This is a genomic window from Rhizobium sp. Root149, from assembly GCF_001427345.1.
In the GTDB taxonomy this organism is placed as follows: domain Bacteria; phylum Pseudomonadota; class Alphaproteobacteria; order Rhizobiales; family Rhizobiaceae; genus Neorhizobium; species Neorhizobium rhizoryzae.
Window position 1 is genome coordinate 34,365 of the sequence record NZ_LMGD01000001.1, and the last position, 25,229, is coordinate 59,593.

General features: G+C 56.5%; 19 protein-coding genes. 10 read left to right on the forward strand and 9 right to left on the reverse strand.

Annotation, left to right across the window (positions count from 1 at the left end; genetic code table 11):
• Window positions 1-5: 5 nt before the first annotated feature.
• The 7 genes from plsY (at window position 6) to rpmG (ending at window position 9,478) form a co-directional block, all read left to right on the forward strand.
• A complete protein-coding gene (gene plsY, locus ASD54_RS00175; RefSeq protein ID WP_062552601.1) occupies window positions 6-623 on the forward strand; it encodes a glycerol-3-phosphate 1-O-acyltransferase PlsY in 618 nt (205 codons plus the stop codon).
• Window positions 620-1,783 (forward strand): DNA-processing protein DprA, encoded by a 1,164-nt coding sequence (dprA, locus tag ASD54_RS00180; protein ID WP_244484642.1) that lies wholly within the window; start codon window positions 620-622, stop codon window positions 1,781-1,783. Before plsY ends, dprA begins: the two co-directional genes overlap by 4 nt.
• Window positions 1,784-2,213: 430 nt before the next feature.
• Window positions 2,214-4,874, forward strand: coding sequence for a type I DNA topoisomerase (gene topA / locus ASD54_RS00185; protein ID WP_062552603.1), 2,661 nt, complete (start codon window positions 2,214-2,216; stop codon window positions 4,872-4,874).
• Window positions 4,875-4,948: 74 nt separating this feature from the next.
• A complete protein-coding gene (gene rnr / locus ASD54_RS00190) occupies window positions 4,949-7,228 on the forward strand; it encodes a ribonuclease R (RefSeq protein WP_244484643.1) in 2,280 nt (759 codons plus the stop codon).
• 65 nt (window positions 7,229-7,293) lie between these two features.
• Entirely contained in the window at window positions 7,294-7,758 is a 465-nt protein-coding gene (locus tag ASD54_RS00195; protein ID WP_062552605.1) for a DUF983 domain-containing protein, read from the forward strand.
• A 246-nt stretch (window positions 7,759-8,004) separates the two neighbouring features.
• Window positions 8,005-9,216, forward strand: coding sequence for an MFS transporter (locus tag ASD54_RS00200; RefSeq protein ID WP_082546998.1), 1,212 nt, complete (start codon window positions 8,005-8,007; stop codon window positions 9,214-9,216).
• Window positions 9,217-9,310: 94 nt separating this feature from the next.
• Window positions 9,311-9,478, forward strand: a complete 168-nt coding sequence (gene rpmG / locus ASD54_RS00205) for a 50S ribosomal protein L33 (RefSeq protein ID WP_062552606.1) — start codon at window positions 9,311-9,313, stop codon at window positions 9,476-9,478.
• Window positions 9,479-10,283: 805 nt separating this feature from the next.
• Here rpmG and ASD54_RS00210 read toward each other — a convergent pair.
• Both ASD54_RS00210 and ASD54_RS00215 read right to left on the reverse strand, forming a co-directional pair.
• On the reverse strand, window positions 10,284-11,648 hold the full coding sequence (locus ASD54_RS00210) for a PleD family two-component system response regulator (RefSeq protein WP_062552607.1): 1,365 nt from the start codon (window positions 11,646-11,648) through the stop codon (window positions 10,284-10,286).
• 15 nt (window positions 11,649-11,663) lie between these two features.
• Window positions 11,664-12,035 (reverse strand): response regulator, encoded by a 372-nt coding sequence (locus ASD54_RS00215; protein WP_062552608.1) that lies wholly within the window; start codon window positions 12,033-12,035, stop codon window positions 11,664-11,666.
• Window positions 12,036-12,162: 127 nt separating this feature from the next.
• Here ASD54_RS00215 and ASD54_RS00220 point away from each other — a divergent pair, with 127 nt between their 5' ends.
• The 3 genes from ASD54_RS00220 (at window position 12,163) to ASD54_RS00230 (ending at window position 14,460) form a co-directional block, all read left to right on the forward strand.
• A complete protein-coding gene (locus ASD54_RS00220) occupies window positions 12,163-12,462 on the forward strand; it encodes a DUF3572 domain-containing protein (protein ID WP_062552609.1) in 300 nt (99 codons plus the stop codon).
• Complete coding sequence (locus ASD54_RS00225; RefSeq protein WP_062552610.1) at window positions 12,459-13,103, forward strand: hypothetical protein; 645 nt, start codon at window positions 12,459-12,461, stop codon at window positions 13,101-13,103. The genes ASD54_RS00220 and ASD54_RS00225 overlap by 4 nt, the downstream gene beginning before the upstream one ends.
• A gap of 133 nt (window positions 13,104-13,236) precedes the next feature.
• A complete protein-coding gene (locus ASD54_RS00230; protein WP_062552611.1) occupies window positions 13,237-14,460 on the forward strand; it encodes a L,D-transpeptidase family protein in 1,224 nt (407 codons plus the stop codon).
• Between the two features lie 190 nt (window positions 14,461-14,650).
• On the opposite strand, the gene dnaE is transcribed toward ASD54_RS00230, so the two are convergent.
• The 7 genes from dnaE to ASD54_RS00265 all read right to left on the reverse strand — a co-directional run bounded on the left by dnaE (window position 14,651) and on the right by ASD54_RS00265 (window position 25,224).
• Window positions 14,651-18,148 carry a DNA polymerase III subunit alpha gene (dnaE, locus tag ASD54_RS00235; protein WP_062552612.1) on the reverse strand — a complete coding sequence of 1,166 codons (3,498 nt, stop codon included), beginning with the start codon at window positions 18,146-18,148 and terminating at the stop codon, window positions 14,651-14,653.
• A gap of 420 nt (window positions 18,149-18,568) precedes the next feature.
• Window positions 18,569-19,252 (reverse strand): ABC transporter ATP-binding protein, encoded by a 684-nt coding sequence (locus ASD54_RS00240; RefSeq protein WP_062552613.1) that lies wholly within the window; start codon window positions 19,250-19,252, stop codon window positions 18,569-18,571.
• 9 nt (window positions 19,253-19,261) lie between these two features.
• Entirely contained in the window at window positions 19,262-20,569 is a 1,308-nt protein-coding gene (locus ASD54_RS00245; protein WP_062552614.1) for a lipoprotein-releasing ABC transporter permease subunit, read from the reverse strand.
• Between the two features lie 41 nt (window positions 20,570-20,610).
• Complete coding sequence (gene proS / locus ASD54_RS00250) at window positions 20,611-21,933, reverse strand: proline--tRNA ligase (RefSeq protein ID WP_062552615.1); 1,323 nt, start codon at window positions 21,931-21,933, stop codon at window positions 20,611-20,613.
• A 594-nt stretch (window positions 21,934-22,527) separates the two neighbouring features.
• Complete coding sequence (locus ASD54_RS00255; protein WP_062552616.1) at window positions 22,528-22,794, reverse strand: DUF1467 family protein; 267 nt, start codon at window positions 22,792-22,794, stop codon at window positions 22,528-22,530.
• A gap of 254 nt (window positions 22,795-23,048) precedes the next feature.
• On the reverse strand, window positions 23,049-23,453 hold the full coding sequence (mce, locus tag ASD54_RS00260; RefSeq protein WP_062552617.1) for a methylmalonyl-CoA epimerase: 405 nt from the start codon (window positions 23,451-23,453) through the stop codon (window positions 23,049-23,051).
• A gap of 100 nt (window positions 23,454-23,553) precedes the next feature.
• Window positions 23,554-25,224 (reverse strand): ribonuclease J, encoded by a 1,671-nt coding sequence (locus tag ASD54_RS00265; protein WP_062552618.1) that lies wholly within the window; start codon window positions 25,222-25,224, stop codon window positions 23,554-23,556.
• Window positions 25,225-25,229 lie beyond the last annotated feature (5 nt).

Here is a 25,229-nt window from a genome sequence, read left to right on the forward strand (position 1 = left end):
TAAGCATGGCAGAGCTGTTTAACTGGCAAATCACGCTTCCCATCGCGCTGGCCGCACTTGCCTTTGGCTATCTGCTGGGCTCGATCCCCTTTGGGCTCCTCCTGACGAAGGCGGCCGGTCTCGGCGACATCCGCTCCATCGGTTCAGGCAATATCGGCGCCACAAACGTCTTGCGCACCGGCAACAAGAAGCTGGCTGCCGCCACGCTTCTGCTCGATGCATTGAAGGCTACGGTCGCTGCCCTTCTTGCCGCAGCCCTTTGGGGTCAGGAAGCCGGGTTGCTGGGTGGCTTTGCGGCTTTCCTCGGCCATCTTTTTCCGGTCTGGCTCGGTTTCAAGGGTGGAAAAGGTGTTGCAACCTATATTGGCACACTGCTGGGTATTGCACCGGCAATGGTTCTGGTATTTGCATTTGTATGGCTGACAGTCGCAAAGCTCAGCAAATATTCATCTCTATCGGCGCTCGTCGCCACACTTCTTATCCCCGTCGTGCTCTGGCTCATCGGGGAACCAAAAATTGCACTGGTCATGGCCATCATGACCCTGATTACCTATTGGAAGCATAAGGCCAACATCGAGCGTCTGATCAACGGAACAGAAAGCAAGATCGGCCAGAAGGGATAAGTTCCTCTGTGTCCTCCGGCAAAGAAAATCGGAGGGGGGTTGCACTCACGGACGCTCAACGGACCGCCTGGCTCAGGCTGATTCGTAGCGACAATGTGGGACCTGCGACCTTCCGTGACCTCATCAATCATTTCGGCTCCGCCGACGCGGCTCTGGCTGCGATCCCTGAAATGTCGCGCCGGGGTGGCGCGGCACGTGCCATACGCGTGGCGACCGTCCAGCAGGCGGAGCAGGAACTGGAGATAGCTGCTCGTTTCAATGCCAGGCTTGTGGGCATTGGAGAGCCGGACTACCCATTCGCACTTCGCCAGATTGACGCCGCCCCGCCCCTATTGGCGATGAAGGGAGACTTTGCCGCAGCCAACCGCCCTTCGGTGGGCATCGTCGGCTCACGCAACGCCTCGATCAGCGGAGCGAAAATCGCGGCGATGATCGCACGAGACTGCGGTCGCGCCGGTTACACGATTACCTCGGGTCTCGCGCGCGGCATCGATACGGCCGCCCACCGGGCGAGCCTGGACACGGGAACCATTGCTGTGCTGGCGGGCGGCCTTGATCAGCCCTACCCGCCCGAGAATATTCCGCTGCTTGGAGATATTACCGGCGGCGTTGGATTGTGCGTGAGCGAGATGCCGTTTGGATGGGAGCCCCGCGCCCGCGATTTTCCGCGCCGTAACCGGGTCATCGCAGGGATATCTCTCGGGGTGGTCGTCGTTGAAGCAGCCCAGCGTTCCGGATCTCTGATCACGGCTCGGCTGGCGGGCGACTTTGGACGTCTGGTCTTTGCGGTGCCCGGCTCACCGCTCGATCCAAGATGCCATGGTACCAACGATCTTCTGAAAAATGGCGGCATTGTCACCACCTCATCGCAGGACGTCCTGGAGGCGCTGGCTCCCATTTCACAACTGGATCTTTTCAACGGTTCTACCATTGCAGAACCAGGCGAAGATGGGGCGTCGCCGTTGATGCATCCCCTTGATGACAGTGATCGCATGCGGATCACCAATGCTCTTGGTCCCACACCTGTCGAAATCGACGACATTATTCGTCATACGGAAATTCCAGCAGCGACGGTTTACCTCGTGCTGCTGGAACTTGATCTAGCCGGACGGCTTCACCGGCATCCGGGCGGTTTAGTTTCTCTCCTGATGCAGAACTGACCGCGGGCGTCGCCCGGACAACATATCGCCGGATTCGACATAGGCCATTTCAAGGAGATAGCAGAGCATATCTGCATTCTCCTTGTGGGCCACCTGCCGCAATTGACCCAGCATGTGCCGAACATAGGCGATGTTGGATCGCCACTCCTCATTATTGGTTTGCTTTAAAGATGGTTCAACCATCTTGGCCTCGCTAAAATAACTTAAAATAATGCACGTCCAGGGTGTGCATTCCTGAGCGCGCTCGCAATGTGACATTTCTCATCTAAGATTGCAATATCGCATTAATCCTCTTATGGTTGTATCGACGCGAGAGGCAAAAATGCAGCCTCCCTCTTGACCGCAGACAAAACGCCCTCCATGTCGGGAGGTCAGTTTCAAGCCGAAGCGCTATTTTCTCGCTTTGTCGCACCTCTCAGAGAAAAAAGTTATGAATGTCGTAGTTGTAGAATCCCCTGCCAAGGCCAAGACAATCAACAAGTATCTTGGATCAGGCTTCAAGGTTCTCGCTTCCTTTGGCCACGTCCGTGACTTGCCCGCGAAAGACGGCTCCGTCCTGCCCGATCAGGATTTCGAGATGTCCTGGGAAGTCGACAGCGCATCCGCCAAGCGCATGAAAGATATTGCGGATGCCGTGAAAGGCTCCGATGGACTTTTTCTCGCGACCGACCCGGATCGCGAAGGTGAGGCCATTTCCTGGCACGTTCTCGATCTTCTCAAGAAAAAGAAGGTCATTGGCGATAAGCCAGTCAAGCGCGTGGTGTTCAACGCCATCACGAAGAAGGCCGTGCTCGATGCAATGGCAAACCCGCGCGATATCGACATATCGCTGGTGGATGCCTACCTCGCCCGTCGTGCGCTGGATTATCTTGTCGGTTTCAACCTTTCGCCGGTTTTGTGGCGCAAGCTTCCGGGTGCTCGCTCTGCTGGCCGCGTGCAATCCGTTGCTTTGCGTCTCGTTTGTGATCGGGAAAATGAAATCGAGCGTTTCGTTCCGGAAGAATACTGGAACATCTCCGCGCTTCTGAAGACGCCGCGGGGCGATGAATTCGAAGCCAAGCTGGTTTCTGCCGATGGGAAGCGGATACAAAGCAAGGGCGTCAAGAACGGTGAGGATGCTGGCCGTCTGAAGGCGCTCTTGGAAGGCGCTGCCTATTCGGTCGAATCGGTCGAGGCAAAGCCCGTCAAGCGCAATCCCGGCCCTCCCTTCACGACCTCTACCCTGCAGCAGGCTGCCTCCTCGAACCTCGGTTTCTCTGCTTCGCGCACCATGCAGGTCGCACAGAAGCTCTACGAAGGCGTGGACATCGGCGGTGAAACAGTCGGTCTGATCACCTACATGCGTACCGATGGCGTGCAGATGGCGCCGGAGGCGATCGATGCGGCCCGCCGCGCGATCGGCGATCAATTCGGTGAGCGCTATCTGCCCGAAAAGGCGCGCTTCTATTCCACGAAGGCCAAGAATGCGCAGGAAGCGCACGAAGCCATTCGTCCCACCGACTTCAATCGCTCGCCGGACAAGGTCCGCAAGTTCCTGGATGGCGATCAGCTTCGCCTCTACGAACTCGTCTGGAAGCGCGGTATCGCCAGCCAGATGGCGTCTGCCGAAATGGAACGCACGACAGTCGAGATTAACGCCGTAAACGGCTCAGACCGCGCGGGCTTGCGGGCTGTCGGCTCTGTTGTCCGCTTCGACGGATTTCTTGCTGCCTATATGGATCATCGCGACGATGGTGACGCGGGTGAGGACGACGAGGATGGCCGCCTCCCCGAAATCAATGCGCGGGAGAAGCTGGACAAATCGAAGGTCAATTCAAGCCAGCACTTTACGGAGCCGCCGCCACGCTACTCGGAAGCTTCTCTGATCAAGAAGATGGAAGAGTTGGGCATCGGGCGTCCTTCAACCTACGCCGCGACGCTGAAGACGCTAAGCGACCGCGAATACATTGTTATCGAAAAGCGCAAGCTGATCCCTCATTCCAAGGGTCGGCTGGTTACTGCCTTCCTTGAGAACTTCTTCACAAAGTATGTGGAATACGATTTCACAGCCGATCTGGAAGAGAAGCTCGACAAGATTTCAGCTGGCGAACTGAACTGGAAGCAGGTGCTCAGAGAGTTCTGGGACGCCTTCTTCGCCCAGATCGAAGATACGAAGGAACTTCGCGTTACCAATGTTCTGGACGCGCTGAACGAAGCTCTGGCTCCCCTGGTTTTCCCGAAGCGGGAAGATGGCAGCGATCCGCGCATCTGCCAGGTCTGTGGGACGGGTAACCTTTCCCTGAAGCTCGGCAAGTACGGTGCCTTCGTCGGATGCTCCAACTATCCTGAATGCAACTACACCCGTCAGCTGTCCTCCGACGGGGCTGAAGCGGAAGCTGCGGCCCTCAACGAGCCGAAGGCGCTTGGCCAGGATCCGATGACCGGCGAGGAACTGACCCTGCGATCCGGTCGTTTTGGACCTTACATTCAGCGCGGAGACGGCAAAGACGCGAAGCGGTCTTCGCTGCCACGCGGATGGAAGCCCGAAGACATCGATCACGAGAAGGCTCTGGCCCTTATCAATCTTCCGCGGGACGTGGGCCAACACCCCGAAACCAGCAAGATGATCTCGGCCGGCCTTGGTCGCTACGGGCCTTTCCTGCTGCATGATGGCACCTATGCCAACCTTGAAAGCATCGAGGATGTGTTCAGCATTGGCTTGAACCGCGCTGTGACAGTCCTCGCTGAGAAGCAGAGCAAGGGCGCAGGGCGCGGGCGGACTGCCGTCGCAGCCCTGAAAGAACTGGGTGACCATCCGAGCGGTGGACCCATGACGGTTCGCGAGGGACGCTACGGTCCCTATATCAATTGGGGCAAGGTCAATGCCACACTGCCAAAGGGCAAGGATCCGCAAAGTGTGACCGTTGAAGAGGCTCTTGCGCTTCTGACCGAGAAGGCTGGCAAGGCACCGGCCGCAAAGGGCAAGGCTACGAAATCCACCAAGGCGACCAAAGCAGAAGCCGCTGACGCCAAGCCGAAAAAGACGGCAACCAAGGCAAAATCTGCCGCCAAGCCGAAGGCAGCTACGAAAGCAAAGAAGACGGACACGTGAGCAAGAAACCGCGCGAAGACAGAAAACCCGTTCCGGTTGGCCGCAAAGCCGCCCTTCGCGCGGAAAAGGCCGCTCTGGGCGATCCCAATGTGATCGTCCACGGCGTTGTTCCGCCCCGCGATATTCTGCTGCAATTCATTTCCGATAACCCGGACCGCGCCTCAAAGCGGGAAATCGCCAAGGCCTTCGGTCTCAAGGGTGATACCCGCGTCGAGCTCAAGGATGTGCTGCGCGATCTGGAAGACGAAGGTCTTCTTCAGAAGAGCCGCAAGGCGCTGATGCGGCCGGGTGGCCTGCCGCCCATGACAGTGCTGGACATCACGACCCGCAGCAAGGACGGTGAACTGATCGCCCGGCCTGCCGAATGGCCAGATGATGGTGGCGTTGCGCCTGCGGTTTTGATCCGGCAGCCCTCCGATAACCGCAGCAAGAGCAAGACGCCCGCTGCCGGACTTGGCGACCGCGTGCTTGCGAAGATCTTCCCGAACAAGGATCGATCCGGTCCCGCCTATACGGCGCGCGTCGTCAAGATCATCGACAAGCACCGTAATGCTTCCCTCGGTGTCATTCGCATGATGCCGGAGGGTGGAGCGCGATTGATGCCGATTGATCGCCGTGGCGAGGAAATGCAGATTTCCGCCAGTGATCTTGGCGATGCCAAGGACGGCGATCTGATCGAGGCTGATGTTTTGCGTGGCAATCGCTTCGGCCTGACCCGTGCGAAGGTACTATCGGTGATCGGCTCTGTTGCGTCCGAGAAGGCAATCTCGATGATTGCCATCTATTCGCATGGCATTCCGCACGTCTTTCCGAAGCAGGTTCTGGATGAGGCGGAAGACGCAAAGCCCGCCAGCATGACGAAACGGGAGGACTGGCGGCATGTGCCGCTGGTCACCATCGATCCGGCCGATGCCAAGGACCATGACGACGCCGTTTATGCTGAACCCGACCCATCGCCGGATAATCCGGATGGCGTCATCGTCACGGTCGCAATCGCGGATGTGTCCTATTATGTCCGGACGGGATCGCCACTCGACCGCGAAGCGTTGAAACGTGGCAATTCGGTCTACTTCCCGGATCGTGTCGTGCCGATGTTGCCGGAGCGCATTTCAAATAACCTCTGCTCGCTGCGCGAGGGCGAAGATCGGCCGGCGCTCGCAGTCCGTATGGTCTTCTCCAAGGATGGCAAGAAGGCGGGCCACACCTTTCATCGCATCATGATGAAGAGTGCCGCCAAGCTCTCCTACAACCAAGCGCAAGCGGCCATCGACGGCAAACCGGACGACAAATCCGGGCCGCTTCTGGATCCCATCCTGAAGCCGCTCTGGCATGCCTATGCGATCATGAAGCGTGGCCGCGACCGGCGCCAGCCGCTGGAACTGGATATGCCGGAACGCAAGATCCTGCTGAAGCCGGATGGCACCGTCGACAAGGTTGTCATCCCGGAGCGTCTGGACGCGCACAAACTCATCGAAGAGATGATGATCCAGGCCAACGTCGCTGCTGCGGAAACACTGGAGAAGCAGCGTCAGCCGCTGATCTATCGTGTGCACGATGCGCCGTCGCTTGCCAAGCAGGAGGTCCTGCGGGAATTCCTGGCCACGCTCGGCATCCCGATGGCGAAAGGCGGACAGGTGCGGGCAAACTCCTTCAACGGCATCCTCGCGAAGGCTGAAGACACGCCGCATCAGGTGATGGTCAACGAAATGGTTCTGCGCAGCCAGAGCCAGGCCGTCTACAGCCCTGACAATCTTGGCCACTTCGGCCTGAACCTGATGAAGTATGCGCACTTCACCTCGCCAATCCGCCGCTATGCGGACCTTATTGTTCACCGTGCCCTCGTGCGCGCTTTGGGTCTAGGCGAAGGCGGACTTTCGCCTGAGGAAGAAACGCAGCTCGACGACATTGCCGCAGAGATCTCCACATTCGAACGACGCGCCATGGCGGCCGAGCGCGACACGATTAACCGTCTGATTGCCCATCATCTAGCAGAGCGGGTCGGCCAAGAGTTCGAAGGCCGCGTCTCTGGCGTGACGAAAGCGGGACTATTTGTCACGCTGCCGACCTATGGTGCAGATGGCTTCGTGCCGGTATCCACGCTGGGGTCGGACTATTTTGTCTATGATGAAGCCAGACAGGCACTCATCGGCGAACGGCATGGTCTTGGCTACCAGTTGGGCGATTCTGTCGACGTGCGTCTGGCGGAGGCGATACCTCTTGCGGGCGCACTGCGCTTCGAAATGCTGAGCGAAGGCCAGAAGATGGGCGTAGCAACTCGCTCGTTCCACAAATCTGGACGGCGCAGTCGTTCAGCACCAAAACGACCAGGGACCAGACCACCGCGCCGCAACTGACATTGGTTGGCGCCGCCAGCGGCGTCAGATCTGGTTCGTGGTCTATTCGTGTATAGGAGAAGGCAATGGCCGAGCAGCAAGCATTATCAACTCCTGTAAAGCCAGTTCGGTTTGGAGGCGCGCAGGAGCCTGAGCGGCAACTGGGTCAATCCATCATGCGTGGACTGCGTTGTACCTGTCCTAGATGTGGCACTGGTCGTCTGTTCAAGGCGTTTCTGAAGCCGGTGGAGCAATGCTCTGCTTGTGGTGAAGATCTGCACCACCAGCGGGCCGATGACCTGCCCCCTTACCTCGTCATCTTCATCGTGGGTCACGTGACCGTCGGCGGATTCATGATGACAGATATGGTCTGGCAATTGTCCGTCTGGACGCATCTGGCGATCTGGACGCCAATCACAATCCTTATGGCGCTGCTGATGATGCAGCCAATCAAGGGGGGCGTGATCGGCCTGCAGTGGGCGCTGAAAATGCACGGTTTCGGAAAAGAAGATGAGAGTGTCGACCCCGGCCGAGGCGGCCCAATTGATTGACTGGTAACACGTCGTCAAAGCGTGAACATCCTGATGCCCCAATCTTTAACAATGAAGACATCGACGAAACTCGCGGTCACCTGACATCCAGCAGTCATGCAAGCACGATATGAGGCTGCATGATCGCTCAGAACGGAAGCCTTCTTCATTGAAGATTTTGCCGGTACCGCTTCACCACGTGTCGATTGCAGATTATATCGACTTCGGCCGCGCCGAATTTGCGCGTAAAACCTAAGCGACGGGCAGATGGATTCATATTCGAAGGACAAGCACAATCCCAGCCAGGTAGACGGCGATAGCTGCCACCCGGAAGAGATCCACTGGCCTTCGCTGTTTGCTGCGATCTCGGCGATCAGCGCCGTTGGCATCGCGATCGGACTAGGGCTGCCCCTGCTCAGCATAATCCTGGAAAAGCGCGGCATATCATCGACACTGATTGGGCTCAATTCTGCCATGGCCGGCGTGGCGGCCATGGCCGCTGCTCCGATAACCACCAAGCTGGCCCATGATTTTGGCGTTGCCAGAACGATGCTCTGGGCCGTGGTGCTGGCCGCTGTCAGTGCGCTGGGGTTCTACTACGCGACAGAGTTCTGGATGTGGTTTCCGCTGCGCGTGGGCTTTCACGGCGCCACGACAACGCTCTTCATTCTTTCGGAGTTCTGGATCAATGCCGCCGCACCGCCCCGCAAGCGGGGACTGGTTCTCGGTATCTATGCGACCGTACTTGCCGTTGGCTTTGCCATCGGGCCGCTGATCTTCTCGAAGATCGGCAGCGAAGGCATCCTTCCCTTCGCTGTCGGCGCTGCGGCGATCATGTTGGCCTTCATCCCGATCTATATTGCGCGCGGCGAAAATCCGGTTCTTGACGAGAAACCGCAGCAACATTTCCTGCGCTATGTCTTTCTCGTTCCCATGGCGACAGCAGCCGTCTTTGTCTTCGGTGCCGTTGAAGTGGGCGGATTGTCACTCTTCCCGGTCTACGCAAACCGTGTAGGCCTGCCAGAAGCAAGCGCCGCACAGTTGCTGACCATCATGGGAATTGGCAACATGGTCTTCCAGATCCCGTTTGGCATGATTTCCGACCGCCTCAAGGACCGCAGACCAATGCTCTTCCTGATGGCTCTGGCGGGCCTGCTAGGCGCTCTGGCACTTCCTTACCTTATCCATCACTGGTGGCTGATGGCAGGCCTGCTGCTGGTCTGGGGTGGCTGCGTGTCCGGCCTCTATACAGTCGGGCTTGCGCATCTCGGATCTCGACTCACAGGATCTGATCTCGCTGCCGCCAATGCTGCCTTCGTTTTCAGCTATGCAGTCGGCACAGTCGCCGGACCGCAGGCTGTCGGAGTTTCGATCGATTTGGCAGGCAACAACGGGTTTGCGTGGGCACTTGCCGGTTTCTTTGCCCTATATGTGGTGATATTCATCGTTCGGACGGTTTTCAGCCGTCAACGGACTTGACTTTTCGGGCGCGATTTGTAGTTTCGCGCCAGAATTTGCCGTGGACCAAGTGAAGGCGTCCGCGGCTTGATTTTTTATTAGAGGCAGGAAGACCATGGCGAAAGCTACGACCATCAAGATCAAGCTGCTGTCGACGGCCGATACAGGTTTCTTCTACGTGACGACGAAGAACAGCCGTACGTTCACGGACAAGATGACGAAGACGAAGTACGACCCGATCGCTCGCAAGCATGTCGAGTTCAAGGAAACCAAGATCAAGTAATTTGATCTGAATTCCGTTTAAAAAGCGCGGCACCTCGGTGTCGCGCTTTTTTGTTGTGTGCACGTGTCGACAACCGCCTGCAACCGGTCCCCCAATATCACGGTGTGTGGTTGACGCTCCTTTAGACGGCGATAGGCGTGTAAAGCCACGCAAGCGGCTTGCTTGCCAGATTTCAGTTGATGCTTGATGCGGGAATGGCGGAAGCGCAGACGCAGCCTGGGCCGCTGCCAAAGGTTCTTAGACCTTAGGGGGCCGATCGGCATGCAAAGCGGCACGAGGAACCGCAAAACTGCACGCCGATCGACCGACCCCACGACCCAGGAGATGCGGCGGACCTGAGCATCATGGGGTATCTCTGTGTTCCATCAGGAACTTATTCCGCTGACAACAAATTCGCGTAAAACCGGGACGAAATCAACCCATTCTTAACTAGCGCGCCAATTGATGCGTGACATGGTTAAAACAGCAAGATCGAAACCGAGAATCGGCCTTGGAAGTTAAGACATGACCAAGCTTAGTTGAGAAAGTTAATAAAGCTAGACCTAACTAAAAGAGGTTGAATGCTGATATTTGATCACTTTACTAAGAGTACTCAAGCGCAGCAGGTATCAATATAACTCATGCTCGTATTTTGGTCGTCGGTCACTGGAAGCAACGACTTCTACTTTCAAGTGCAATTCAAAATCTGTCCGGAATTCGCCTTCTGTTGCTGCAGCCAATTCACCGTAATCTCACATTGCCCGAATCATATCGTTGCTCTCGCACGATCGGCCCATGGCAACCGCCTGATTAGGGGTTTGAGTTACTATGCCGCCGCCGCAACAACCCGATTTCGTCCGCTGTTCTTTGCCTCGTATAAGGCCCGATCAGCATTTTTCAGGAGTTGTTCGGGTGTCTCCACGCCTGCAGTAAAGCTCGCGATCCCCAAGGACGCAGTGATCTGCAGCGAACCGCCCGAAGGAAGGGCAAACGGAGCGGCCTCGATGATTCCACGAAGGCGCTCTGCGATGGAGGCAGCTGAATGCGCATCCGTATCCGGCATCACGACGACAAACTCCTCGCCTCCGTAACGGCAGGCAAGATCTGCCCCGCGAACCGTGGAGCGAATGCGCCGGGCAAATTCGCGCAGGATCTCATCCCCTGCATCGTGTCCGTAAGTGTCGTTCACGCTTTTGAATCGGTCGATATCGGTGATGCATACAGACAGAGGGCGCGATCTGGCGGCGGCACGACTGAACAGCGTCTTCAGATGATTGTCGAGGTAGCGGCGATTATGCAAGCCTGTGAGGCCATCGGTGACCGCCAGTTCGATCGTTTGACGAACACTGGATCGCAGTTTGTCATTGAAGCGCTTGCGTCGGATCTGTGTCAGGGTTCGCGCCACTAATTCGTTCGGATCGAGAGGACGCGTCAGATAGTCGTTCACCCCAAGGTCCAGAGCCCTGACAATAAGATCCTCACGTCCGCCTTCGGTGATGAGCAGGAGTGGCAGGAAGCGCGTTCGTTCCAGGAGGCGAAGTTGCGAGCATAGCCGGAGGGGATCGTAATCCTCGATATTGTCGTTGATGATCACGAGATCGACTGGAGACTCGGCTGCCTCGAAAATCGCGGCCTGTGGATCCGACATGGCTGTGACTTCAGCTACCGGCTTCAACGCCCTGATTATGCGCTCCTGGGAGCTTCCACGGCCGTCCACCAGCAGAACCTGCCCGCTGATATCGAAACCATCGAACCGGGTCAGATCCTCGAAACCAATCGTTCGTGCGGTATCGGCGCGGATGCGAAGTTCGTCGCTGAGCGTCTTGAGACGTACGAGACTCTTGACGCGCGCAACGAGTTGCAGATCGTTGACGGGTTTGGTGAGAAAATCATCGGCACCGGCCTTCAGGCCACGCACACGATCTGCTGGCTGGTCAAGCGCCGTCACCATGACCACCGGAATATGCATGGTCTTCGGATTGGCCTTCAGCCGCTCGCACACTTCAAAACCGTCCATACCCGGCATCATGATGTCGAGCAGAATAACGTCCACATGAGTGTTGGCGACAATCTCCAGCGCCTTGAAGCCATTCTCGGCCGTCAATACATCGAAGTATTCGGCAAGCAGCCGTGCTTCCAGCAGCTTCACATTCGCCGGAATGTCATCCACTACGAGAATACGCGCTGTCATGTCCGCCTCCCCGCCTCAGGCGTCCCCAAGATAGGTCTTGATCGTTTCGAGAAACTTCGGCACCGAAATAGGCTTGGAAACGTAGGCTTCGCATCCACCCTGGCGGATGCGCTCCTCATCTCCCTTCATCGCGAAGGCCGTGACCGCAACGACCGGAATGACGTGAAGCTCATCGTCCTCCTTAAGCCATTTGGTGACTTCAAGGCCCGAGACTTCCGGGAGCTGGATATCCATGAGGATCAGATCGGGGCGGTGCTTTCTCGCGAGATCCAGCGCCTCCATCCCATTGCGGGTCTGGATCGTCGTATACCCCGAAGCCTCGATCAGATCGCGGAAGAGCTTCATGTTCAGCTCATTGTCTTCAACAATCATCACCCGCTTGGGCATACTTTCTATCCTTCATTTCGGGCGATCGCGCCTATATCGAGATATAAGGCTCCAAACGCTCGATTCCATGCTCCGGCTTTCGGAACAGTAAGCGGATTTGGTTGAAGAAAAGGTAACTGGATCGTTGATGCGTTCAGAATTTGTAAACAGCCCGAAGCCAGATGAAACAGCGGCCGCCGTTTTGCAGTGGCTGGCCAATGAGCCGGATATGCTGGGTCGCTTTCTGGCGCTTTCCGGGGTGCAGCCAATGCAATTGCGCAGTGCGCTGAACGATCCCGGCTTCCTGGCAGGCCTCCTCGACTTCGTCATGTCGCATGAACCCACGCTCCTCGAATTCTGCAAGGTTTCGGAATGGAAGCCAGAGGATGTCGTTGCCGCTTGGCGACATTACTCCGGACCAGGTCGTGATTCGGGGCAACACGAATGAGCGAAATCGTTGACATCGACCATCTGCGTCTTGGCGACCGTCCGCTTGTCGTTTGCGATGTCGACGATGTTGTCCTCGAATTTTTGTCTCCTTTCGAAGGCTTCCTTGGCAGCTTGGGCCACCGTTTGGTGCCCCGCTCCTATCGGCTGCATGGCAATATTCTTTCCACGCTGGACGATCGTCCTCTGGCAGACGATAATGTGACGCAGTTGATCCAGGATTTCTTTGCGGCGCAGGAAGCCTGGCAACGGCCCTTTGGCGATGCGGTACAGGCATTGAGCCGGCTCGCTGCAGAAGCCGACGTCGTCTTTCTCACAGCCATGCCGCCGCGCTATACGCATATGCGCAGGCGCCTGCTGGATAGCCTCGATCTCACCTACCCTCTGCTCGCAACGGAGAGCCCAAAAGGCCCTGTTCTTCGCCAGATACACGGCACCCGTGATCTACCTGTCGCGTTCATCGATGATATGGCTCACAATCATCATTCCGTTGCCGCAGCGGTGCCCGAATGTTTGCTGGTTCATCTCATGCCGCAATCAGAGATGCATAACCACGCGCCGAAGCCAGACCCCATGGTGCTTTCTGCGCAGAACTGGTCGGATGTCGAGCGCTTCCTTCTGGCGCACTTCACTCAGCGTTGAGGCCAGGTCTCTGATATCCTGCCCGCTCGAAAACATGAGGGCGTCAGAATCTGGCATCTGCTCGCATATACTCAAACCTTCATTAAACTCCGTGGCGTAATGTATCGTTTTGGTATCGCGTATGAGGTATGTCATGTTTGGACGCGCGGCGCTGGCGCTTGCCATTCTTCCGAGCCTTGCGGGTTTCAGCTTCGCGGCAGAGGATGGACGAACGATTCAGATCATTGTGTCCAGGGCAAAGCAGAGCCTGACCGTCTATGATGATGGCAAGATAATCGCGACCTCGAAGGTTTCTACAGGTAAGCCCGGCCACGATACGCCAACGGGTATTTTCTCGATCCTGGAGAAACGAAAATACCACGAGTCCAATATCTACTCCAATGCGCCTATGCCCTGGATGCAGCGCCTGACATGGTCAGGTATCGCCCTCCATGAAGGCAAGGTGCCGAACTACCCGGCATCGCATGGCTGCGTGCGGCTGCCTTCCGGCTTCGCCAAAACCCTCTTCTCCATGACCGAGCGTGGGGCTCATGTCATCATCGCTGATGAAGATGTGGCACCAGTCGTGGTAAGGCACCCGTTCTTATTCCAGCCGACAACCGATGTGCAGATCCTTTCGGATGTGCCGCTGCGTCCGTCAAAAAAGACTACTGGTCCCGTCGAACTGGCAATGAACAATCCCGACCGTTCGCTTCTGGTACCCAAACCAGAACCCTTGGTCCGGACTCCGGAGGAGTCCCAGCCGCTTCGAATATTGATTACGCGTCGAGGCGACCGCGAACTCGTTGCAGATGTTCAGACGATGCTGACCGAACTCGGCTTTGATGCAGGGGTACCGGATGGCTTTGCAGGCGAAATGACGCGCAGTGCCATAGCCGGCTTCAAACGGTGGAAGAACCTGCCCTCCAAAGGCACGCTGATATCGAAAGAGATGCTGGCAGCCCTATATGCAGCGGCTGGTCGCGAACCCGCTCCGCAAGGCCAGCTCTACATCCGCCAAGGCTTCAAGGAAGTGCTCTCGACACCGGTTGCCATCCGGGACCCGGAGCGCGAGCTTGGAACATACCTCTATACCGTAGCCGATATCGATCCGAAGAACGGTCAAGCCGTCTGGCAGGCGATCGGACTCCGAAACGAGCTTAGCGACGGCACGCGCAAAAGGCTGGGCATTGCCCCGGAAGCCTCCGTGCTTGAAGCAACGGGCCAGAGCGTTCTGGATCGCATCGAGATACCAACACGGATCCGCACCAAGATCAATGATATGCTCACCGAGGGCACATCAATCACCATTACAGACAACGGTGTTAGCCCCGAGACCGCGCCCCAGGGAACCGACTTCATTACACTGACGCGCTGACGCGATCTCCGAGCCACTGGATAATGTAGCTGCTTCTCCAGTGGCGCTTTCACAGAAGGATCTGTGTCAGCGTTTCTCGACGTGGGCTAAAGCGTATCGCGATTTTTCAAATTCGCTCCTGACGCTTTAGATCTTTGCATTATCGCATCTCGTTATCGCAAAACCGCTGCACACTTTTGCGCGACATGCTTTAAACGACGAGTTCGACGTCCAGGACACCCGGTGCAGTTTTCAGCGCCGCGGCAATTTCCGGGGAGATGCGATATTTCTCCGTCAGTTCGACCTCGATTTCCCGCTTGCCATCGTCCTTGACGACCACAAAGGAAACAAGCCCGTCTCCTCTCGCATTCAGGTGCTTCACGATCGATCTCAGGGGACTTGAGTCCTTGACGTAGACGCGAAGCGCCTTCTGCATCTGGATCGACATCTCCTCCAGCGACTGAACCGTCTGGATGCGCAGCCCGATCCCTTCCGGTCGCTCATCCGCCTGCACCGTAATCACCAGCGATTTTCCTGGCTCCAGCAGATCGCGATACTGGTTCAAGGCTTCGGAAAACAGCACGGCTTCGAACTGACCAGTTGCATCGGAAAAGGTGACGATCCCCATCTTGTTGCCAGTACGTGTCTTGCGTTCCTGCCGCGCGGTGACCGTGCCTGCAAGCCTGCCAGCCCCTGCCCCGGCTTTCACAGCAGCGGAGAACTCCGCGAAATTTTGAACGCGCATTTTTGCCAGCACCTGCGCGTAGGTATCCAGCGGATGTGCAGATAGATAAAATCCAAGCACCTGATATTCGCGCAGCAGCTTTTCAGACGCTGTCCAAGGGTCGAACGCGGGTAGAATGAGCTTCTCCGGTCCGGCGGCAGAGGAAGCGCCGAACATATCATGCTGTCCGCTGGTTTTGCCTTCAGCCGCCCGCTGCGCATAACCAATGATCCGGTCCAAACCGCCGACAAGCTCTGCACGATCCTTGCCGAAACAATCAAACGCTCCAGCAAAGATCAGGCTTTCGAGAACGCGCCGATTGACCTGCTTGGGATCGATGCGCAGGCAGAAATCTTCCAGGCTGCTGAACGGCTTCTCACCACGTACCGCGACGATGTGTTCGACAGCGGCCTCGCCGACACCCTTGATCGCAGCCAGCGAGTAAAAGATGCAATTGTCACCCGTCTCGAACATTCGGAACGAGGTCTGAATGGACGGCGGAACAACCTTGATGCCGAGGCGCTGAGCATCCTGTCGGAAATCATTCAGCTTCTCCGTATTGGCCATATCATAGGTCATGGATGCGGCGAGAAACTCGACCGGATAATGAGCCTTCATATATGCCGTTTGATAGGAGACGATAGCATAGGCGGCAGCGTGCGACTTGTTGAAGCCGTAGTTCGCGAACTTGGCCAGAAGATCGAAGATAAGATCTGCCTGCGGTTTGGAAACCTCGTTCTTGATGGCGCCCTGAACAAAGCGCTCGCGCTGCTTGTCCATTTCCTCCTTGATCTTCTTGCCCATCGCGCGGCGTAGCAGATCAGCCTCTCCAAGCGAGTAACCGGACAGAACCTGAGCGATCTGCATGACCTGCTCCTGGTAGACGATAACGCCTTGCGTTTCCTTCAGCAGGAAGTCGATCTTGGGGTGGATGGATTCGATTTCTTCTTCGCCATGTTTACGCGCATTGTAGACCGGAATGTTTTCCATCGGTCCCGGTCGGTAAAGCGCCACCAGAGCAATGATATCTTCGATACAGTCCGGTCGCATGCCCAGCAGTGCCTTGCGCATGCCGACACTTTCCACCTGGAACACGCCGATGGTTTCGCCGCGCGACAGCATGTCGTAAGTCTTCTTGTCATCGAGCGGAATCGTGGCCAGATCGACATGGATGTTGCGTTTGGCGACGAAATCCACGGCAGTCTTCAGGACGGTCAGCGTCTTCAAGCCAAGGAAGTCGAACTTTACGAGTCCGGCCTGCTCCACCCATTTCATGTTGAACTGGGTGACCGGCATGTCGGAACGCGGATCGCGATACATCGGCACGAGCTTTGAAAGCGGTCTGTCGCCGATCACGATACCCGCGGCATGCGTCGACGCATGACGATAGAGGCCTTCGATCTTCTGCGCGATATCCAGCAGCCGACCAACGACCGGCTCCTTCTCAGCCTCTTCCCTCAGGCGCGGCTCTTCCTCAATGGCCTTCGAAAGCGGTGTCGGATTGGCTGGATTGTTGGGCACCAGCTTGCAGATCTTGTCGACCTGACCGTACGGCATCTCGAGAACACGCCCGACATCGCGCAATGCGGCGCGCGCTTGAAGCGAACCGAAGGTGATGATCTGCGCCACCTGCTCGCGGCCATACTTCTGCTGGACGTAGCGAATGACCTCTTCGCGCCGATCCTGACAGAAATCGATATCGAAATCGGGCATTGAAACGCGTTCCGGATTGAGGAAGCGTTCGAAAAGCAGCGAAAACCGGAGTGGGTCCACGTCTGTGATGGTCAGCGCATAGGCCACCAGCGAACCTGCACCCGAGCCTCGGCCCGGGCCGACCGGGATGTCATGTTGCTTTGCCCATTTGATGAAGTCAGAAACGATCAGGAAGTAACCCGGAAACTTCATCCTCTCGATGACCGACAGTTCGAAATCGAGGCGTTCGCGATAATCCTGCTCCGTATAACCGGCTGCCATTCCGAGCGCCGCAATGCGTCCTTCCAGTCCCTCCACGGACTGGCGACGCAGTTCTGCCGCCTCTGCGCGCTCCGCCTCCTCCGCATCACTGGCACCGCCGGTAAAGCGAGGAAGAATGGGCTTTCTCGTTTTCAGAACGAAAGAACAGCGGCGGGCAATCTCGATCGTATTTTCAAGCGCTTCGGGGAGATCCGCAAACAAGGCCTGCATTTCAGCACGGCTCTTCAGGCAGTGGTCCGGCGTCAGGCGGAAGCGCGTGTCATCGGAGACAATAGCGTTATGGGCGACCGCCATTAGTGCATCGTGTGCATCGTACTCGGTCTTGGACGGGAAGAACGCCTCGTTGGTCGCGACCAGCGGAAGATCATGGGCGTAAGCAAGGTCCACCAGCTTTCGCTCATGCAGCCTGCTATATCCCGTGTGTCGCTGCAACTCGACATAGAGCCTATCGCCGAACACTGACTTCAACCGGAGCAATCGTTGCTCAGCCTGGGAAACGTGCCCTTCTTTCAGCAGTGGGTCTATGGGTCCGGAACTGAAACCGGTCAGAGCGATGATACCGTCCGCGCCACCCTCTTCGAGCCACGACATCCGGATGTGAACGGCATGTCCCCCTTCACCACCGAGATAGGCGCGGCTAACGAGGTCGACCAACCGCTCATAGCCAACCGCATTGGCCGCCAGCAGTACGATTGATGGAAGCTTGACGAAGCCTCCGTTACCACCCCGCTTTTCGTCCCCCTGATCTTCCATATCGATGGACATCTGGCAGCCGATGATAGGTTGGATGCCGTCACCGGTAGCCTTTTCGGCAAATTCCAGCGCCACGAAAAGGTTGTTCGTGTCGGTGATCGCGATCGCAGGCTGATTGTCCGCGGTCGCTTTGGCCAGAATTTTCTTGAGCGGCAGAGCTCCCTCCAGCAGAGAGTAAGCCGAGTGCACACGCAGATGAACAAAACCTGGCGATACCGCCGTTTCTGCTGTCGCCGTGTCGTGAACCTGATCTGCCATTTACCTGCCGTTCTGCCTCAAAGAGTCTCCTCCCAATTGTCGACGGAACGGTCACCAAAGTCCAGCAATGGAGTGATCAATCAACCGGAAAACGGCGTTCTGTCCTTACATGGACAAGACAATGACGCAGAGGCTGGCGAGAAAGGTCATCATCGAAGCAAATGCAGCAACATCCCGGAGCAAGTCAGTCATCACGCTCTCCCTTTCCGTTATGTTTTTAATTTGTTCTTTTTTTGTTCCTTCGTCAATAAGCAGAACATTCGCAGAACGCTTTTAGTGAATAAATTATGAGAGCGTGATGGAGAGCCGCCTGATCATCAATCGGGATAGCCACATACGGATACAGCATCCGATCAACCCGCCTAGCATTGCAGGCAGGTTGCGTAACGGCAAAATTTGAAAGAGCGGCTGGGAAACCGATTAGAACTCGCGGATCTTGCCACCTTCAATGGTGACGCGCCGATCCATCCTGCCTGCGAGTTCGTGATTATGTGTTGCGATCAAGGCAGCAAGACCGGACTGCCGCACGAGCGCTTCCAAGGCATCGAAGACGTAGGAAGCCGTTTCCGGATCAAGGTTTCCGGTCGGCTCATCTGCAAGCAGAATCAATGGTGCATTGGCGACGGCACGCGCAATCGCCACACGCTGCTGCTCACCTCCGGACAACTCGGCGGGGCGATGATCGGCGCGGTGGCCGATTCGCATATAGTCCAGCAGCTGCGCGGCCCTTTCCTTGGCTTCCTTGCGCGAAAGCCCAGAAATCAACTGCGGCATCATGATGTTTTCAAGCGCCGAGAATTCCGGAAGAAGATGATGAAACTGGTAGACGAATCCTATGTCGCCCCGGCGAATAGCCGTGCGCCTGTCGTCCGGCAATCCGCCACACGCTTCCCCGTTGATGTATATCTCGCCACCATCCGGATGTTCGAGAAGGCCTGCCAGATGCAGCAATGTCGACTTACCGGTTCCGGACGGTGCGACAAGCGCCACGATCTCTCCAGCACGCAGTTCGAAATCTGCGTTTTTGAGGATCGAGAGAACTTGCTCGCCCTGACCGTATTGACGGTCCACTGCGGCAAGCTTGAGAACGGTCTTTCGCGCCATGTTCCGATCCTATTCGTAACGCAATGCCTGAACCGGATCGAGCCGTGAGGCGCGCCAGGCGGGGAATATGGTGGCAAGGAAAGACAGAACGAGTGCCATGATAACGACAGACAGGGTTTCACTGAAGCTCATTTCTGCTGGCAACTGGCTAAGGAAATAGAGCTGCGGATCGAACAGGACCGTGCCCGAAACCCAGGAAAAGAACTGCCGAATCGACTCGATATTCAGACAAACCACGACGCCCAGAATGACGCCTGCGATCGTGCCAACGATGCCGATCGCGGCACCCGTCATAAAGAAGATGCGCATCACGGCACCTGAACTCGCGCCCATCGTCCGCAGGATGGCAATATCGCGTCCCTTGTCCTTCACCAGCATGATCAGGCCCGAAATGATATTGAGCGCAGCGACCAACACGATAAGTGTCAGGATCATGAACATGACATTTCGTTCCACCTGCAGCGCCGAAAAGAATGTCTGGTTGCGTTGGCGCCAGTCGGTCAGAAACACTTGCCGCCCTGCGGCTTCTTCGATCTTTGGTCGAAGCTCATCAACCTTGTCCGGGTCCTGCAGGAAAAGCTCGATCGACTGCACGATACCGTCAGCATTGAAATAGGCCTGCGCTTCGGCCAAAGGCATGTAGATGATGGAAGCATCGTACTCGGACATGCCGATCTCGAAGACGCCTGAGACACGGTAGGATTTGACGCGCGGCGTCATCCCCATAGGCGTTACGTCACCCTCGGGGGAGACGAGCGTAATTCGTTCACCGGCAGAGATGCCCAAGGACGCTGCCAGTCTCGAGCCAACGAGAACTCCGTCTCCTGTCGCAAATCCCGTCAGATCGCCAGAGCGGATATTGGTCGAGACCTCTTTCAGCTTTTCGAGATCTTCCGTTCGAATACCGCGCACGAGCGCTCCCGACCCTGCCCCCTGCCGGCCCGAGGCCAAGGTCTGCCCCTCGACAAGTGGAAGGGCCATAGTGATGCCGGATACGCCCGCAAATTTCTGCGCCAGCTGCGCATAGTCGGTTAGAGGCTTGTCTACCGGTTGAACAATAATGTGCCCGTTAATGCCCAGGATGCGAGAAATCAGCTCGGTGCGGAATCCGTTCATCACGGCCATGACGATGATGAGCGTCGCGACGCCGAGCATGATGCCGACAAAGGAAAAACCCGCAATGACCGATATGACAGTTTCCTTGCGCCGAGAACGCAGGTATCGCCACGCAACCATGCGCTCGAAGGCCGAAAAAGGTCCAGCAGATGGAGTAACGTCTTGCTGTTGCACTGCTTTGTTCGCCTCGGCCTTCGCCATGATTTCTCCTGCCCCTGAGACCGTCTGCCTGAAGTTGCGGTTCAGGCGGTCAGGCGATTCAGTGCCGCTTCGACTGTCATCGTTTCACGAGCACCCGTTTTCCGGTCCTTCACCTCGACCTCACCCGTGGCCGCGGAGCGCGGACCAACGATGAGTTGTACTGGAACGCCGATCAGATCCGCTGTCGCGAACTTGGTTCCAGCGCGGTCGTCGGTATCGTCATACAAGACGTCGAGACCGGCATTGGTCAGGCCGTCGTACAGCTGTCCACAGACCCGATCACAGGCTTCGTCACCCGCTTTCATGGTAATGACCATCGCGTCAAACGGCGAAACCGAAGCAGGCCAGATGATTCCGTTCTCGTCATGCGAGGCTTCTATGATGGCAGGAACAAGGCGCGTCGGCCCAATGCCATAGGATCCCATGTGGACAAGATGCTCCTTGCCATCCGGCCCCTGTACTTTCGCACCCATGGGTTCGGAATACTTGGTTCCGAAATAGAAAATGTGGCCAACCTCGATACCACGGGCAGACAGGCGGTCCCCTTCCGGAATGGCGTTGAATGCAGCTTCATCATGCATTTCTGAAGTGGCTGCGTAGGCGGATGTCCACTTTTCGAAGATGGCCTGCAATCCAGCGACATCGTCGAAATCAGTATTCTCACCAGGGATATCGAACTCGATAAAGCTCTTGTGCGAATAGACTTCCGATTCGCCGGTATCCGCGAGAATGATAAATTCGTGGCTGTGATTGCCGCCGATGGGGCCCGTATCCGCGCGCATAGGAATGGCGCGCACACCCAGGCGGGCAAACGTACGGAGGTAAGCTACGAACATCTTGTTATAGGAGTGAAGCGCACCTTCGCGTGTCAGATCGAAGGAATATGCGTCCTTCATCAGGAATTCGCGGGAGCGCATCGTGCCGAACCGTGGCCGGATTTCATCACGAAACTTCAGCTGAATATGATAAAGGTTCAGCGGCAGGTTCTTGTAGGATTTGACATAGGAACGGAAGATGTCGGTGATCATTTCCTCATTCGTCGGACCATAGAGCATGGGCCGATCCTGACGATCCTTGATCCGCAGCATTTCCTTGCCATAGGCATCGTAGCGCCCGCTTTCCTGCCACAACTCAGCAGACTGCAATGTCGGCATCAGCAACTCGACTGCGCCGGCACGATCCTGTTCCTGCCGCACGATAGCATTGACCTTGTCGAGCACACGCTTGCCGAGCGGTAACCAGGAGTAAATGCCCTGGCTCTGCTGGCGGATCATCCCCGCACGAAGCATGAGACGATGCGAGACAATTTCAGCCTCCTTGGGATTTTCCTTGAGGATCGGCAAAAAGTAGCGGGAGAGACGCATTGCGTTTTCCGTCGTTGTAAGCTGATCCCGAACGACAGGAATCAGCAATTGAAAAAAGCTAGAGAGTTGAGGGCTACATAGCGGTTTAGCGTGTCAATTGGAACCCGCCACGCTGGTCAAAGGCGCGTTCACACACAGCGGAAAAGTGGTGATTTGCAGCTACCCGCGCCACAATTGCGCCAGTTCTGTGACGAAAAGTATGACATATGCGTTATTGGAAAAAAATTATGGGAGTGTGTCAAAACTGTCAAAAAGGCTAGTGACAAAGCTCAAACGTTAAGCTAGGTTCGGCTCATAAAAGAGGCAGGGAGTTCAAATCTTTGCCAATCGCGGTCAAGTCTTGGGAGGATCAGATCTTAGGCGCGCTCGTACGCAGCCCCGGTAACGGTTGAAGATCACGCGAAACTTTGAACAAGGCGTTTTCGCCTTGTTTTTTTTTGCTTATTCGATGCGTAATATACGCTCTACGCCGGATCTTGCCGTCGTTTCTGGCGCTATTACAGCCCTTTCTATAGCGCGGAGCACTATGCGCCCCGCACCTCTCTCCTGTCAGAGCTCGACTGAATGCGGGCTTCTACCTGCAGGACGTTCCCGTCAGGTACGACCGAAATCCGGAACGATGCGCGGTAGAGAATTCATACTGAAGCCAAAATATGTCGACGCGACATACCATGCGCCATAAATCGCTGCTGAAATGACACTGGTCAGCAGAACAACGCGCGCGCCACGAAATCGAGCCGGGGCGCTTTCAACAGTTCCAAGCACCACTTCGTTTTCATCAGCCTGCGTTCTCAGCCCGATTGGCAACACCATGAACAGCACAGTCCACCAAATAATGAAATAGACTGCAAAGGCAGACATAAACTGAGTCACGGGGCCTCTCCTGATCCCTAAAGCAATTGCCCACCCGGATTGCGGCAGGCAGGCTAGTCTCCGCGCAACCATATCCATATTTGTTTGATTGCACAGGCGCAAACCAGTGAGCTTGATCGTAATGAAGCGGAGTCTTTATAGCCTCATCTCCGCAGACTTACCATTTCCCCGCTTAGTGATCACTGCGTCAATCGGTCCATCTGCAGATGAGCCTGTCGCGCTTAGTGGTCGGCTGTCTGCGCCTAGACCTGTTCGAGCTCGATCAAGGTTCCCTGGAAATCCTTGGGATGCAGGAACAGTACAGGTTTGCCGTGGGCGCCGATCTTCGGTTCACCGGAGCCAATCACCCGAGCGCCCGCTTGGCTCAATTGATCCCGCGATGCGAGGATATCCTGCACCTCGTAGCATATGTGGTGCATGCCACCGGATGGATTTTTTTCCAGGAAAGACCGAATTGGTGAATCGTCGCCAAGAGGCTCCAGCAGTTCAATCTTCGTGTTATCCAACTCCACAAACACGACGGTCACGCCATGCTCTGGAAGAGCCTGAGGCTGCGAGATTCGCGCACCCAACGTGTCACGGTAACTGGCAGCCGCGACACTGAGGTCCGGAACGGCAATTGCGATATGGTTCACTCTACCAAGCATCCATTTCCTCCGCCCCCAAAATCAATTCGGCACATCTCGGTCGATTTACGAGGCCCGGTCAAACCTTCTGGGCGTCGCCGTCGCTGCTTGCTGGCGCTAGTCAGGCTATCCGGTTCACGAAAACAGTGACCACAGGTTTCTTGCCCCAAGCGTTATTCGCTGCTGAACGAACGGAGCGGCGCACCGCCTCTCTCAGTGTATCCAGATCCTTCCGACGACTGCGCGGGATGCTTTCAACAGCTCCAAGTACAGCATCATAGAGCGTGTCCTCCATATCCTCGCCTTCGTCGTCAAATTCCGGAAGACCGAAGGGTACGACATCGGGATCGCCGATGAAATCATATCGCGCATCCAGCAAGACACTGACTGCAACATGGCCAACATAAGCAAGCTTCTTGCGATCGGATATGCCCATTTCGTCTACATCGCCGATGAGCTTGCCGTCCTTGAAAATCCGGCCATGAGGTGCGTCATCGATGACTTGAACCTCACCGGGCGCAAGGCGCAAGATATTGCCGTTTCGAACACGGGGCACGATCTCGATCCCGGCACCACGCGCCAAATCTGCCTGGGCCGTCAGATGTGCTGCTTCGCCGTGCACGGGTACAAGTACCTGCGGGCGAATCCACTCGTACATCTTCAGCAATTCGTTGCGACGCGGATGACCGGAAACATGAACGAGCGCCTGAGAATCCGTCACAATCTTGATGCCCTGGTCAATCAGGCCATTCATGATCTCGAGAATGGCCTTCTCGTTGCCCGGAATCGTTCTCGATGAAAAGACGACAGTATCACCGGCCGCCAAAGCCACGTGGCGCATCTCATCGCGGGAAAGTTTGGCCAGTGCCGCGCGCGCTTCGCCTTGGCTGCCGGTCAGGATGACGACCACTTTATCGCGCGGAATGTAGCCGTATTCATCCTCAGCGATGAACGGCTTGATGCCTTCCATCAGCCCGACGTCGCGGGCAACGTTTACCACCCTCTTCAACGACGAGCCAAGCAGGAGAACCTCACGACCCGCCGCCTCGGCAGCCTGGGCGATTGATCGTATGCGCCCGACATTGGAGGAAAAGGTCGTGATCGCGACGCGGCCTTCTGCCTGTTCGATAACCTGACGCAGACCTTCAGACACAGCCTCTTCCGACGGAGAGACGCCGTCACGAACTGCATTCGTCGAATCGCACATTAGTGCGAGAACGCCTTCATCACCAATAGCGCGGAAACGGTTCTCGTCAGTGAGAGGCCCGAGCGAAGGCTCCGCATCAATTTTCCAGTCACCGGTATGAACAATGTTGCCGAGCGGAGTGCGGATCACAAGCGACATTGGCTCGGGAATCGAGTGGTTGACGCCGACCGCTTCGATTTCAAACGGACCGATGTTGACGCGGTCACCTGCCTTGAAGATGGTAATCGGGATATCTGCCCGCGTTCCTTCATAATCCCGCTTTGCCTCAAGCATGCCGGCGGTGAACGGAGACGCATAGACGGGCACATTCAAACCAGGCCATAGATCATTCAGCGCGCCGTAATGGTCCTCATGCGCGTGCGTGATAATGATTGCTTTCAACCGGTCACGTTGCTTGGCGAGAAAGGAGATATCCGGCAGGACCAGGTCCACTCCGGGCAATTCCGGGCCCGCGAACGTTACTCCGCAATCCACCATGATCCACTGGCGTTTCTCAGCCGGGCCAAAGCCATAAAGGGCTAGATTCATACCAATCTCACCCACGCCGCCCAGTGGCAGAAATACCAGTTCGTCCTGTTTCGCCATTACAC

Coding starts and splice junctions, on each gene's coding strand:
- ASD54_RS00225 (WP_062552610.1), top strand. CDS start 12,459: ATGAGCGAAATCGTTGACATCGACCATCTGCGTCTTGGCGACCGTCCG.
- ASD54_RS00200 (WP_082546998.1), top strand. CDS start 8,005: ATGGATTCATATTCGAAGGACAAGCACAATCCCAGCCAGGTAGACGGC.
- plsY (WP_062552601.1), top strand. CDS start 6: ATGGCAGAGCTGTTTAACTGGCAAATCACGCTTCCCATCGCGCTGGCC.
- ASD54_RS00240 (WP_062552613.1), bottom strand. CDS start 19,252: ATGGCGCGAAAGACCGTTCTCAAGCTTGCCGCAGTGGACCGTCAATAC.
- ASD54_RS00255 (WP_062552616.1), bottom strand. CDS start 22,794: ATGTCTGCCTTTGCAGTCTATTTCATTATTTGGTGGACTGTGCTGTTC.
- ASD54_RS00245 (WP_062552614.1), bottom strand. CDS start 20,569: ATGGCGAAGGCCGAGGCGAACAAAGCAGTGCAACAGCAAGACGTTACT.
- rpmG (WP_062552606.1), top strand. CDS start 9,311: ATGGCGAAAGCTACGACCATCAAGATCAAGCTGCTGTCGACGGCCGAT.
- proS (WP_062552615.1), bottom strand. CDS start 21,933: ATGCGTCTCTCCCGCTACTTTTTGCCGATCCTCAAGGAAAATCCCAAG.
- mce (WP_062552617.1), bottom strand. CDS start 23,453: ATGCTTGGTAGAGTGAACCATATCGCAATTGCCGTTCCGGACCTCAGT.
- topA (WP_062552603.1), top strand. CDS start 2,214: ATGAATGTCGTAGTTGTAGAATCCCCTGCCAAGGCCAAGACAATCAAC.
- ASD54_RS00195 (WP_062552605.1), top strand. CDS start 7,294: ATGGCCGAGCAGCAAGCATTATCAACTCCTGTAAAGCCAGTTCGGTTT.
- ASD54_RS00230 (WP_062552611.1), top strand. CDS start 13,237: ATGTTTGGACGCGCGGCGCTGGCGCTTGCCATTCTTCCGAGCCTTGCG.
- ASD54_RS00210 (WP_062552607.1), bottom strand. CDS start 11,648: ATGACAGCGCGTATTCTCGTAGTGGATGACATTCCGGCGAATGTGAAG.
- ASD54_RS00215 (WP_062552608.1), bottom strand. CDS start 12,035: ATGCCCAAGCGGGTGATGATTGTTGAAGACAATGAGCTGAACATGAAG.
- dnaE (WP_062552612.1), bottom strand. CDS start 18,148: ATGGCAGATCAGGTTCACGACACGGCGACAGCAGAAACGGCGGTATCG.
- ASD54_RS00265 (WP_062552618.1), bottom strand. CDS start 25,224: ATGGCGAAACAGGACGAACTGGTATTTCTGCCACTGGGCGGCGTGGGT.
- ASD54_RS00220 (WP_062552609.1), top strand. CDS start 12,163: ATGCGTTCAGAATTTGTAAACAGCCCGAAGCCAGATGAAACAGCGGCC.